This window comes from Streptomyces sp. NPDC057950 (genome assembly GCF_042887295.1).
GTDB lineage: Bacteria > Actinomycetota > Actinomycetes > Streptomycetales > Streptomycetaceae > Streptomyces > Streptomyces kaempferi.
The window spans coordinates 80,472-91,891 of sequence record NZ_JBHVPP010000001.1; the positions used below are offsets into that span (position 1 = coordinate 80,472).

The 11,420-nt window shown below is 73.0% G+C and carries 13 protein-coding genes; 8 read left to right on the top strand and 5 right to left on the bottom strand.

What is annotated here, in order from left to right:
- Window positions 1-30: 30 nt before the first annotated feature.
- Window positions 31-570: a gamma carbonic anhydrase family protein gene (locus tag ACFVTC_RS00375; RefSeq protein WP_390122383.1), complete on the bottom strand. Its 540-nt coding sequence runs from the start codon at window positions 568-570 to the stop codon at window positions 31-33.
- Window positions 571-687: 117 nt separating this feature from the next.
- Between ACFVTC_RS00375 and ACFVTC_RS00380 the strand changes: the two genes are divergently transcribed.
- Window positions 688-1,485 carry an acyltransferase gene (locus ACFVTC_RS00380; RefSeq protein WP_390122385.1) on the top strand — a complete coding sequence of 266 codons (798 nt, stop codon included), beginning with the start codon at window positions 688-690 and terminating at the stop codon, window positions 1,483-1,485.
- A gap of 66 nt (window positions 1,486-1,551) precedes the next feature.
- Here the strand turns inward: ACFVTC_RS00380 and ACFVTC_RS00385 are convergent, their stop codons facing one another.
- Window positions 1,552-2,409: an EamA family transporter gene (locus tag ACFVTC_RS00385; RefSeq protein WP_390122386.1), complete on the bottom strand. Its 858-nt coding sequence runs from the start codon at window positions 2,407-2,409 to the stop codon at window positions 1,552-1,554.
- A gap of 93 nt (window positions 2,410-2,502) precedes the next feature.
- Between ACFVTC_RS00385 and ACFVTC_RS00390 the strand changes: the two genes are divergently transcribed.
- The 3 genes from ACFVTC_RS00390 (at window position 2,503) to ACFVTC_RS00400 (ending at window position 4,598) form a co-directional block, all read left to right on the top strand.
- Window positions 2,503-3,075, top strand: a complete 573-nt coding sequence (locus ACFVTC_RS00390) for a helix-turn-helix domain-containing protein (protein WP_390122387.1) — start codon at window positions 2,503-2,505, stop codon at window positions 3,073-3,075.
- Between the two features lie 43 nt (window positions 3,076-3,118).
- Entirely contained in the window at window positions 3,119-3,676 is a 558-nt protein-coding gene (locus tag ACFVTC_RS00395) for a YbaK/EbsC family protein (protein WP_390122389.1), read from the top strand.
- A gap of 73 nt (window positions 3,677-3,749) precedes the next feature.
- Window positions 3,750-4,598, top strand: a complete 849-nt coding sequence (locus ACFVTC_RS00400; protein WP_390122391.1) for an alpha/beta fold hydrolase — start codon at window positions 3,750-3,752, stop codon at window positions 4,596-4,598.
- A gap of 50 nt (window positions 4,599-4,648) precedes the next feature.
- On the opposite strand, the gene ACFVTC_RS00405 is transcribed toward ACFVTC_RS00400, so the two are convergent.
- Window positions 4,649-5,089: a GNAT family N-acetyltransferase gene (locus ACFVTC_RS00405; RefSeq protein ID WP_390122394.1), complete on the bottom strand. Its 441-nt coding sequence runs from the start codon at window positions 5,087-5,089 to the stop codon at window positions 4,649-4,651.
- 77 nt (window positions 5,090-5,166) lie between these two features.
- On the bottom strand, window positions 5,167-5,574 hold the full coding sequence (locus ACFVTC_RS00410; RefSeq protein ID WP_390122396.1) for a CoA-binding protein: 408 nt from the start codon (window positions 5,572-5,574) through the stop codon (window positions 5,167-5,169).
- Between the two features lie 284 nt (window positions 5,575-5,858).
- On the opposite strand from ACFVTC_RS00410, the gene ACFVTC_RS00415 reads away from it, so the two are divergent.
- Together ACFVTC_RS00415 and ACFVTC_RS00420 are read left to right on the top strand one after the other, a co-directional pair.
- A complete protein-coding gene (locus ACFVTC_RS00415; RefSeq protein ID WP_390122398.1) occupies window positions 5,859-6,719 on the top strand; it encodes a hypothetical protein in 861 nt (286 codons plus the stop codon).
- The gene (locus tag ACFVTC_RS00420) at window positions 6,716-7,261 is read left to right on the top strand and encodes a histidine phosphatase family protein (protein ID WP_329525791.1); all 546 of its coding nucleotides are present in this window, start codon (window positions 6,716-6,718) and stop codon (window positions 7,259-7,261) included. The genes ACFVTC_RS00415 and ACFVTC_RS00420 overlap by 4 nt, the downstream gene beginning before the upstream one ends.
- Before the next feature lie 12 nt (window positions 7,262-7,273).
- Here ACFVTC_RS00420 and ACFVTC_RS00425 read toward each other — a convergent pair whose 3' ends face one another.
- Window positions 7,274-9,346 (bottom strand): amino acid transporter, encoded by a 2,073-nt coding sequence (locus ACFVTC_RS00425; RefSeq protein ID WP_390122400.1) that lies wholly within the window; start codon window positions 9,344-9,346, stop codon window positions 7,274-7,276.
- 167 nt (window positions 9,347-9,513) lie between these two features.
- Here ACFVTC_RS00425 and ACFVTC_RS00430 point away from each other — a divergent pair, with 167 nt between their 5' ends.
- Window positions 9,514-10,140 carry a YigZ family protein gene (locus ACFVTC_RS00430; protein ID WP_390122403.1) on the top strand — a complete coding sequence of 209 codons (627 nt, stop codon included), beginning with the start codon at window positions 9,514-9,516 and terminating at the stop codon, window positions 10,138-10,140.
- 69 nt (window positions 10,141-10,209) lie between these two features.
- Window positions 10,210-11,373: an exonuclease SbcCD subunit D gene (locus ACFVTC_RS00435; protein ID WP_390122405.1), complete on the top strand. Its 1,164-nt coding sequence runs from the start codon at window positions 10,210-10,212 to the stop codon at window positions 11,371-11,373.
- The last annotated feature ends 47 nt before the right edge of the window (window positions 11,374-11,420 follow it).

Below are 11,420 nucleotides of genomic sequence, written 5' to 3' on the forward strand. Positions count from 1 at the left end.
ACGCGGCTCCGCGCACCTCCGGGCGGGGTTTCAGCTCCCGGTGCTCTCGGTCGCGTCCTTGTGGGCCTTCGCCAGCTCCACGTAGAAGGTGCCGTTGAGAGTGAGGCCCTGGCGCTCCTCCTCCGTCAGCGGGCGCTTGACCTTCGCGGGTACGCCCGCCACCAGCGAGCCGGGCGGGACCCGCATCCCCTGCGGGACCAGGGCCTGGGCCGCGACCAGCGAACCGGCGCCGATCACCGCCCCGTTGAGGACGGTGGCCCCCATCCCGATCAGGCAGTCGTCCTCGACGGTGGCCCCGTGCAGCACGGCGTTGTGCCCGACCGAGACCCGCTCGCCCACGGTGACGGTGAAGCCGGGATCCACGTGCAGGGTGCAGTTGTCCTGGATGTTGCTGTCGGCGCCGATGACGATAGGTCCGCAGTCCGCCCGCAGCACCGCGCCGTACCAGACACTCGCGCCCGGCCCCAGGGTGACGTCCCCGACGACCACCGCCGTGCGCGCCGTGAACGCCTCCGGGTCCACCCGCGGATCCTTGCCGCCGATCCCCATGATCAGCGCCTGCTGCGTCATCGCCGCCTCCTCGTCGTCGGTACACCGGCACCGTATGCCATGATCCGCGACCCGGTGGGGCGAAGATCACAGCCGGGTTCGCTGCTGGCCCCTTCTTCCCCTGAGTACCGTGAGCGAGTGCCCAGCAACAGGAACGCGTTCTCGTCATGGCGGCGCCGTCTCGTGCAGCGCGCCGTCCACGCGGGCTGGGCATGGGTGCAGCGCACGGCCTCGGTCACGGCCGAGCACCCGGGGCGGCTGCGCTTCGGGGCGATCGGAACGGGTACCCGACTCGCCTTCCCGCTCGGCACCGTCTTCGGCGAACCCTGGATCCACCTCGGCGACCACTGCATCGTCGGCGAGCAGGTCACCCTGACCGCGGGACTGATGCCCGACCTCGACCTCGGCCCCGACCCGATCCTGCGCCTCGGCGACGGCGTGGTGCTCGGCCGCGGCAGCCACGTCATCGCCGACACGACGGTCACCATCGGCAGCGACTGCTACTTCGGGCCGTACGTGTACGTGACGTCCACCAACCACTCCTACGACGATCCGCACGAGCCCATCGGCAAACAGTGGCCCCGGATGGAGCCGGTGGAGATCGGTCCCGGCTGCTGGATCGGCACCGGGGCGGTGATCCTGCCGGGGGCGCGGATCGGGCGGAACGTCGTGGTGGCGGCCGGCGCGGTGGTGCGTGGCGCGGTGCCCGACCACGCGGTCGTGGCGGGGGCTCCCGCCCGGGTCGTACGGCGCTGGGATCCGGCGGCCGGATGGCAGCCGCCGTTGCGGACGCCGGCGCCCGTGCCGATCCCCGACGGGGTCACGCCGGAGCAGCTGCTCGCGCTGTCCGGGCTGGACGAGGCGGCCGTGGCCCGGCTCGCGGAGCTGGACCTCGCGGCCGGGGAAGCGGCCGCGGACGTACGCGCCGAGTCCTGACCCGGCCTGCCCTGATCCGGCCTGCCCTGATCCGGCCCGGCCCGTCGTGAGCGTGACCGTGCCGACTCAACCCGTCGCGAGCATGATCGTGCCGACCAGTGCCAGGCCCGCGCCCGCCGCCTGGACTCCGCGCAGCCGTTCGCTGAGGAATCCGCGCGCGGCCAGGGCCGTGACCACCGGGTAGAGCGAGGCGAGCACGGCGGCCACCGTCACCGGGCCGTGGTGGGCGGCGACGGAGTAGGTGCCGTTGGCCGCCACGTCGGCGAGTCCGACGAAGGCGAACCCCGGAAGGGCGCGCCAGGGGAAGCCACCGGCGGGAAGCCCGGCGGAGCCGTGCCGCACCGAGGCCCACAGCGCCGTGCCGCCCGCGACCACGTTGGTCACCCGCTGCACGAACAGGGCGAGGAACAGTCCCGTGACCGACGAGGACGCCTCCGCGATCAGGACGAACACCGTGCCGAAACCGAGCGCCGCGAGCAGCGTCAGCAGGATCGCCTGCCGCTGCACGGGGGCGCCCCCGAACTGCGGACCGCCCGCGAGGACCACACCGGCGACGGCGACCGCGATGCCCGCGAACTGCAGCGGTCCGGGCCGCTCGCCGAGGACGAGGCCCACGGTGAGCGGGACGGCGACGCCCAGGGAGCCGAGGGGCGAGACCACACCCATCGGACCCAGGGCGAGGGCCTTGTAGAACGAGAACAGTGCGACCGGTCCCACCAGGCCGGCGGCGGCCGCGAACCACAGGCGTGGTCCCGCCTCGCCCCAGGCGCCGGTCGCGACCACGATCACGCCGAGGACGGCCGCCGCGACCGCCTGCGAGACGACGACCACGGTGAGGGCGGGGGTCCGCCGGGTCAGCAGTCCTCCGCCGAAGTCGGCCAGGCCCCACAGGAGGCTGGTGGCCAGGGCGAAGAGCGCTGTCATGAGTCGCCTCGCAGTACAGTTCGGTGAACGATGGGGTGCACCACACCATAGTTCACTTTATTGAACTCTGTCATTTAAAATATTGGACGGAACGTGTCGGATCTCGACCTGCTGACCCAGTCCCTGGCGCGCAACGTGAAGCGCTGGCGCACCGAGCGCGGCTTCACCCTGGAAGCGCTCGCGGGCCGCGCCGGAGTCAGCCGCGGCATGCTCATCCAGATCGAGCAGGCCAGGACCAACCCCAGCCTCGGAACCGTCGTCAAGATCGGTGACGCGCTCGGCGTCAGCATCACCACACTCCTCGACTACGAACAGGGCCCCAAGGTCCGGATCGTCCCGGCCGAGCAGGCCGTACGGCTGTGGCACACCGACGCGGGCAGCTACAACCGGCTGCTCGCGGGCACCGAGGCCCCCGGCCCGCTGGAGATGTGGGACTGGCGCCTGATGCCGGGCGAGGGCAGCCCCTCCGACCCGCACCCCACGGGCACCGTGGAGCTCGTCCATGTCACGGTGGGCGATCTGACCCTCACTGTCGACGGCGTGGCCCACCGTGTGCCGGCGGGGGCGAGCGCCTCCTTCGAGGCCAACACCCCGCACCGGTACGGCAATGACGGCGACGTACCCGTGGAGATGGTCATGGCGGTATCGGTCCCGCTCGTCCACTGAGACCCCCGGCCGGGCGCCCCCGAACGGCTGTTACCGTGCGGGAATGCGCGCCCCCATCGGACACTTCGACCACGCCACGCCCGCTCCCGAGTGCCTCGGCGAACTCGTCGGCCCGGTCGCCGACGCCGTACGCGACTGGCGGGGCACCGTCCCCGCCGAGCGGATCGTGTACGTCGACACGGACCCCGCCTGGGCCGACACCGCGACCTTCGTCGAGCACTACGGCAAGGAACTGCTCGAACGGTCCGCCAACTGCGTGGTCGTCACGGGCAGGCGTGGCGCGGAGAACACGCTCGCCGCGTGTCTGGTCCTCTCCACCACCCGGGTCGACGTCAACGGAGTCGTCCGCCGCCAACTCGGCGCCCGCAAGGCATCGTTCGCTTCCATGGACACGGCGACCGGGGAGACCGGCATGGAGTACGGCGGCATCACACCCGTCGGACTGCCCGGTGACTGGCCCGTGTTGGTGGACCAGGCGGTCGTCGAGCTGCCGTACGTCCTCGTCGGCAGCGGTCGGCGGCGCGGCAAACTGCTGGTGCCGGGCAAGGCGTTCGGGGAACTGCCGAACGCCGTGGTGATCGAGGGGCTCGGAGTCGCCTGACGGACCCGACTCCCGGGCGTGCGGGTCCGTCGACCGGTTGCGGTGGCCCGCGTGCGGTCACGAGGATGCCGTCATGCCGACCTTCACCGCCCCCGACGCAACCACGCTCGCCTACCACGTGGTGGGGGAGGGCGAGCCGCTGCTCTGTCTGCCCGGCGGCCCCATGCGGGCCTCCGCCTACCTCGGGGATCTCGGCGGGCTGGCACGGCACCGCCGCCTGTACCTGCTCGATCCGCGCGGAACCGGCGGCTCCGCCGTCCCGGCCGACCCGGCGACGTACCGCTGCGACCGGCAGGTCGGGGACGTCGAGGCCTTCCGCGCGCATCTCGGGCTGGATCGCGTCGATCTCCTCGCCCACTCGGCGGCCGGCGACCTCGCGCTGCTCCACGCGGCCGCGCATCCGCACCGGGTGCGCACCCTCACCCTGGTGACCACCCGTGCGCGCGCCCTCGGTGTCGACTTCACCCTGGAACACCGCCGGGAGGCGGCCGCGCTGCGCAGGGCGGAGCCGTGGTTCGAGGAGGCGTACGAGGCCGTCGAGAGGATCTGGGCCGGGTCGGTCGCCGACGCCGACTGGGACGCCGCCGCCCCCTTCTTCTACGGCCGCTGGGACGCCACAGCGCGGGCGCACGCCGCGGCCGAGGTCGCACAGACCAACGAGGAGGCCGCGGACCTGTACGCCTCGGCCGGTGCCTTCCAGCCCCTCGCGGCCCGCGGCGCCGTCACCCCGCCGGCCGCCCGGGTCCTGCTCCTGGCGGGGGAACTGGACGGCGGCCCACTGCCGCGGGTCGCCGCCGGCGTCGCGGAGCTGATCCCCGGGGCCCGCCTGGTCGTCCAGCCGGGCGCCGGGCACTTTCCGTGGCTCGACGACCCGCGGTTCTTCACGGAGACCGTGGTGGCCTTCCTGGGCCAGGAGGGGTGACGCCCCAAGGACGTGCCGGCCGGTCGGCCCGCCGGATCGGGTCGGCCGGATCAGGTCAGCCGCAGGTCGACCCACTCCGCGGTGCCGCCCGGCAGCACGTAGCGCTCGGTCTCGGCGAATCCGTGCTTCAGGGCGAAGCGCAGCCCGTCCGAGTTCGAGGCGAGGACGACCGTCTCGATCACCTCCGCGCCCAGCGTGCGTGCCTGCTCCAGCGCCCGCTCGTACAACTCCCCGCCGAATCCCCGCCCGCGGTGCCCGGGCAGCACCCGGGCGATCACCGTCGCCGCCGGGGAGCCGTCCTTCGGCGGGCGCACGGTCGTGCAGCCCACCAGGACGTCGCCGAGATGGACGACCTCCAGGAGGTTGCGGCCGGCCCGCTCCCGGACCTCGTCGAGCGACAGGGCGGCGGGAGGCACGATCACGTTGTGGACGTGACGCCAGGCTTCGAGGCCGGGTTCGTCGGCCGGTCGCCGGAAGACAAGAGTGGACACCGCAGCAGCAAACCCGGCCGGCGCGGGCGCCGTCAACCAAGTGGGGCGCACGGGGTCCGCGTCCGTACGGGGCCCGGTCAGCCCAGGCGGGGGATCTCGATGGCTGGGCAGTGGTCCATGACCATGTCGAGCCCGGCGGCGCGGGTACGGTCGTACGCGGCCTCGTCGACGACGCCGAGCTGGAACCAGACGGCCTTGGCGCCGATCGCGACGGCCTCGTCGGCCACCGTCCCGGCGAGGTCGCTGTTGACGAAGACGTCGACGACATCGACGTCGAAAGGGATCGCGTCGAGCGAGGGATAGCCCTTCTCGCCGTGGACGGTCTCGGCCTTCGGGTGCACGGGGACGATCCGCTTGCCGTGACGCCGCAGGACGTCGGCGACTCCGTACGCCGCACGCCCCTCGTTCGACGAGAGACCGACGACCGCCCAGGTGTCGCCGAGTTCGTTCAGGATCTTGCGGATCGTCGCAGGGTCGCCGTACACGGTCGTCCTCCGGAGTGCCTGTCGGGGAATGTCATCGGTGTTCAGCCGGGAAACAGCGGACGGCACACGGTGATTCCCCGATTCCCGGGTTCCCCGATTCCCGGGTTCCCCGGTTCCCCTCTCCGGTTCCCCGGTGAAGTGCGCAGACGTCGGCCCGGGGTCGGCCCGGGTACCGATCCCCGCCCACCGCCGTCCTCCCGATGCGCTCGGTGTTCAGCGGGACGACTGTCCGGAATGCGGGTCACCTTCCTGCGCCCGGCCCTCCGGCCGCCTACGCTCACCTCGTGCTGCGTATCACCGACGCCCGAACGGGCGAGACCGTCGACGCCGTCCGCGCCCGCCGGGGCCTGACCCGCGTCGAGGCGCACGTGGAGCGTGACGACCTGTCCGCGCTGCGCGTCCTGCTGGTCGCCGACGTGCTCGCCAGAGCCCTGGAACTCGGCGGGACCCCCGTCGCCACGGTGGCCGACCCGCCCGCGACGCTCAGGGCGCGCGCGGACGCGCTCGGCATCCGCCGGGCCGAGGGCGAGCGGGGCGGCGCGGGTCCGGCCCTGCACGTGCTCGCCTCCGCGGGCGCGGCCCCCGAGGGCCCGGCCCCCGGACGCTCAGCCGCCGAGGAGGCGGTTCCTCGGGACGCGACCTCCATGGGTTCGACCTCCATGGGCGCGACGTCGACGGATGAGACCTCGACGGATGCGACGTCCACGGACACGGCCCCCGCCGGTCAGGACCCCGTGATCCCGGCGCCCCCGGACGCCGACCCCGACGGCGTCAGTATCGAGGTCGGCCCGGTGCGCGGCACCGCCGATCCCTCGCTGCTGCGGATGATCCTGCTCGCGGCCCCGCGCCGGCAGTCCCTCGACCTCGCCGCCGCCGACCTCGACGGTGCCCGCGAGACACTCGGCCGCTGGCGCGAGGCCGTCGCCGGCTGGGCCACCCGGCCGTCCAAGCCCGTTCCGGAGCACGTACGCCAGGAGCTGCGCGCCGCGTGGGAGGACGACCTCGACGTGCCCGCCGTGCTGGAGGTGCTGCGGCGGGTCGAGCACGCCGAGGACGTGCCGGACGGCGCCCGCTTCGAGACGTACGCCTACGCGGACCGGTTGCTCGGACTCGAACTCACCAGGGACATCGGGAAGCAGTGGTGATCGCACGCGCCGGAGCCGGCCCGCTGCGCAGACTGGTCGTGCTCAGACACGCCAAGTCGGCCTGGCCCACGGGCATCGGCGACCACGACCGCCCCCTCGCCCCGCGCGGCCGCCGCGACGCACCGGCGGCCGGACGCGCCCTCGCGGACGCCGACTGCCTGCCCGACCTCGCCCTGTGCTCCACCGCCGTGCGCGCCCGCCAGACGTGGGAGCTGGCGGCGCAGCAGTGGGGCACCCCGCCGCCCGCGCGGTTCGACCGGCGCCTGTACGGCGCCGGCGCACCGGAGTTGCTCGCGGCCGTGCACGAAGTCCCCGACCAGATGATGACGTTGCTCCTGATCGGGCACAACCCGGGGCTTCAGGAACTGGTCCTCGAACTGGCCGAGGACAGTCTCGACGACGCGCTGGACGACGTGCGGACCAAGTTCCCGACCTCGGCCATGGCAGTCCTGGCCTGGCACGGAGCTTCCTGGGACGCGCTCACCCCGGGCGTGGCCCTGCTGACGGACATGATCGTGCCGCGGGGCCGGAAGAAACCCTGAAAGTCCCGAGGGTCAGCCCACGTGGACGCGCGGCCGCCGTTCCGGGTCGGGCTCGGCGCGACGGAGCACTTCGCGGGTGACGGGGGCGACCTCGCCGTCGCCGAAGACGAGGAAACGGACCAGGTGGCTCAGCGGGTTGCCCTCGGTCCAGTTGAAGTAGGCGTGCGGGACCTGGCCGGTGCGGTCGCGCAACCGCATCATGACGGCCGCGATGGTGTTGGGCACGGTGGCGCCCTCGACGCGCAGCCTGCGCACCCCGTGCTTCTCGTCGCCGTGCACGGCGACGTCGGCCGTGAAGTCCGAGGAGTCGGTCACGAAGATCTCGAGGAACAGCACGGGACGGCCGTCCGGTATGTGTGTCTGCTCGCGCTGGCTGTACTCCTTGGCGCGGTACTCCCGCGTGCTGTGCTCGTGCGGTTCGTTCGCTATCAGCAGCAGCGGCCCGCTCGCCGCGGCCTCGTCGACGAACCGGGCCGCCGCCTCGTCGAAGGTGACCTCGGCGGCGCGGAGTTCGAAGGCGCGGCGCACGCGGGAGGCGAACGAGGTGAGCAGGATCGCCAGGATGAAGATCAGCGCGATCTTGATGCCGTCGGGGCGCTCGATGACGTTGGTGACCAGCGTGTAGCCGAACACCGCGGTGATCGCGCCGAAGCCGATCGCCGCCGCGCGGTGGCCGCGCTGGTGCACGGCGACCGCCGAGGCGAACGACGCGGAGAGCATCAGGACCAGCACACCGGTCGCGTACGCGCCGCTCTGGTCGTCCACGTTCGCGTCGAACCACAGGGTGATGAGCACAGCGGCCGCCATGAAGACGAGCACCAGGGGACGGACGGCGCGCGTCCACTCGGGAGCCATGCCGTAGCGGGGCAGGTAGCGCGGGACGAGGTTGAGGAGGCCGGCCAGCGCGGAGGCCCCGGCGAACCACAGGATCGCGATGGTCGATATGTCGTAGACCGTTCCGAAGCCCTCGCCCAGGTACTGGTGCGCGAGGTAGGCGAGCGCGCGGCCGTTGGCCGAACCGCCGCTCTCGAACTCGCCCTGCGGGATCAGGATGGTCGTCGCCAGGCTGGACAGCAGCAGGAAGCAGCTCATGATCACGGCGGCCGTGGTGAGCAGCCGGCGGGTCTCACGGATGCGGCCCGCCGGCTTCGCGTACGTGTCCGTGGAATCGCCCTTGACCTGCGGCATCACCGCCACGCCGGTCTCGAAGCCGGACATGCCGAGCGCCAGCTTGGGGAAGACCAGGAGCGCCACACCGATCATCGCGAGCGGCGAGGAGTGCTCCGTCGTCATCGCGTCGGTCCAGTCGCCGACCTTGTGCGGGTGGCTCAGCACCTGCCAGGCGGCGGTGACCAGGACGACGACATTGAGCGTGAGATACGTGGCCACGAGCGCCACGGCGATACCCATGGCCTCCTTGAAGCCCTTCAGGAAGACCGCGCCCAGCGCGGCCACCAGCAGAAGGGTGATCCACATGTTCGCGCCGTGGGTCCAGTGCGGGGCGAAGGGGTTCTCCACGACGTGCGCGGAGGCGTCCGCCGCGGACAGGGTGATCGTGATCAGGAAGTCGGTGGCCGCGAAACCGAGCAGCACCAGGACGAAGATCTTCCCCGCCCACCAGGGAAGCAGCCGTTCCAGCATCGCGATCGAGCCCTCGCCGTGGGGGCTCTCCTTGGCGACGCGGCGGTAGACCGGCAGCGCGCCGAGCAGGGTCAGCGCGATCAGGACGAGCGTGGCGAGCGGGGAGAGCAGTCCGGCCGCGAGGGCGGCGATGCCCGGCTGGTAGCCGAGCGTGGAGAAGTAGTCGACGCCGGTGAGACACATCACCCGCCACCAGGTGTGGCCCTGGTGGTCGCTGTCCGGGGTCGCGTGCGGGCCAGGGTGCCGGGCCGACTGCTCGCTGAGACCCTCCAGGAGCCACGCCCGCCAGCGGGGCGCGGCGACGGAGGGCCCGCGATCCGCGGGTTCGGCCGGGTCGGCGTCGTCCGCGCTGTTCGCGTTGTCCACGTCGCGTGCGTCGTCCGCGTCGTCCGTGCCGTCTGCGTTGTCCGTGTTGTCGGCGTTGTCCACCTGGGTGCCGGTCATGCTGCGATCTCCCTGCGATCGATCGGGCCGGCGGTCCGGCTTCGGGCAACGAGGAGCGAGTATCCACCACGGCGTCGCCGGGGCCCGCGCCGGGGCGACCGCGCGGAGGGCGGCGCCTTCGGGCTCCGTCGTCCGCCGCGCGCGCGTGCAGCGCATACGCTGGCCGGATGCAGGACGAGTACCGCACAGTGGCCCGCGCGGGTGTGCACGAGACCGAGATCAACCGCTCCCGCTTCCTGTGCGCCCTCGCCCCGGCGGCCACCGAGCAGGAGGCCCAGGACTTCGTCGCGGGCGTCCGCAGACAGCACGCGGACGCCACCCACAACTGTTTCGCGTACGTCATCGGAGCCGACGCCGCCGTCCAGCGCGCGAGCGACGACGGCGAACCCGGCGGCACCGCGGGCGTCCCCATGCTCCAGATGCTGCTGCGTCGCGACATGCGGTACGTCGTCGCCGTCGTCACCCGGTACTACGGCGGGGTCAAGCTCGGCGCGGGCGGGCTGATCAGGGCGTACGGCGGGTCGGTGGGCGAGGCGCTGGACGCGCTCGGCACACTCACGCGCAGGCGCTTCCGGCTGGCCACCGTCACCGTGGACCACCAGCGCGCGGGCAAAGTACAGAACGACCTGCGGGCCACCGGACGCGAGGTGCGCGACGTGCGCTACGGGGAGGCCGTCACGATCGAGATCGGACTGCCGGACGCCGACGTGCCGGCGTTCCGGGCCTGGCTCGCGGACGCGACGGCGGGGACGGCCGGGTTCGAACTGGGCGGAGAGGCGTACGGGGACGCGTAGGCGGGCAGTGCGGGCCGATACGGGAGTAGCCGCCCGTGATGTCCGACCCGCCCGTTAGTCTCGGGGATCATGAGGCTTCTGCACACGTCCGACTGGCACCTCGGCCGGGCCTTCCACCGGGTGACGATGCTCGGCGCCCAGGCCGAGTTCATCGGCCATCTCGTCACGACCGTGCGCGAGCGCGGTGTAGACGCGGTGGTCGTGTCCGGGGACGTGTACGACCGTGCGGTCCCGCCGCTCGCGGCCGTCGAGCTCTTCGACGACGCCCTGCACCGGCTGGCCGACCTCGGGGTGCCCACGGTGATGATCTCCGGGAACCACGACTCGGCGCGCCGGCTCGGCGTCGGGGCCGGGCTGATCGGGCGGGCGGGCATCCACCTGCGGACCGAGCCCTCGGCGTCCGGCACGCCCGTGGTCCTCGCCGACGCCCACGGCGACGTCGCCCTCTACGGTCTGCCCTACCTCGAACCGGCCCTGGTGAAGGACGAGTTCGCAGTGGACAGGGCGGGACACGAGTCCGTGCTCGCCGCCGCCATGGAGCGGGTCCGCGCCGACCTCGCCGCGCGGCCGCCGGGCACCCGTTCCGTGGTCCTCGCCCACGCCTTCGTCACCGGAGGGGCGGCCAGCGACAGCGAGCGCGACATCACCGTCGGTGGTGTCGCCGCCGTCCCGGCCGGGGTCTTCGACGGAGTCGACTACGTGGCGCTGGGCCATCTGCACGGCAGCCAGACCATCACCGAGCGGGTCCGCTACTCCGGCTCCCCCCTGCCGTACTCCTTCTCCGAGGCGGACCACCGCAAGAGCATGTGGCTGGTGGACCTGGGCCCGGACGGCTCGCTCGACGCCGAGCGGGTCGACTGCCCCGTACCCCGGGCGCTCGCCCGCGTCCGGGGGCGGCTGGAGGACCTGCTCGCCGACCCGGAGCTGACGCGTCACGAGGAGGCGTGGGTCGAGGCCACCCTCACCGATCCGGTGCGCCCGGCCGAGCCGATGGCCCGGCTGACCGAGCGCTTCCCGCACACCCTCAGTCTGGTCTTCGACCCCGAGCGGACTCCCGAGGACCCGGACGTGTCGTACGCCCGGCGGCTGGCGGGCCGCAGCGAACAGCAGATCGCCGAGGACTTCGTGGCCCATGTGCGCGGCACGGGTCCCGACGCCCGGGAACAGGCCGTGCTGCGGGAGGCGTTCGACGCCGTCCACGCCGACGAGGCCGTACGGGAGGTCGCCCGGTGACACCACCGGCACGCGGGTCCGGCGCCGCCGCCCGTCCCACCACCGCG

Bases quoted from the DNA above. Each gene is read 5' to 3' on its own strand.
- ACFVTC_RS00395 (WP_390122389.1), top strand. From the start codon at position 3,119: ATGCGCGCCCCCATCGGACACTTCGACCACGCCACGCCCGCTCCCGAG.
- ACFVTC_RS00430 (WP_390122403.1), top strand. From the start codon at position 9,514: ATGCAGGACGAGTACCGCACAGTGGCCCGCGCGGGTGTGCACGAGACC.
- ACFVTC_RS00425 (WP_390122400.1), bottom strand. From the start codon at position 9,346: ATGACCGGCACCCAGGTGGACAACGCCGACAACACGGACAACGCAGAC.
- ACFVTC_RS00435 (WP_390122405.1), top strand. From the start codon at position 10,210: ATGAGGCTTCTGCACACGTCCGACTGGCACCTCGGCCGGGCCTTCCAC.
- ACFVTC_RS00385 (WP_390122386.1), bottom strand. From the start codon at position 2,409: ATGACAGCGCTCTTCGCCCTGGCCACCAGCCTCCTGTGGGGCCTGGCC.
- ACFVTC_RS00375 (WP_390122383.1), bottom strand. From the start codon at position 570: ATGACGCAGCAGGCGCTGATCATGGGGATCGGCGGCAAGGATCCGCGG.
- ACFVTC_RS00400 (WP_390122391.1), top strand. From the start codon at position 3,750: ATGCCGACCTTCACCGCCCCCGACGCAACCACGCTCGCCTACCACGTG.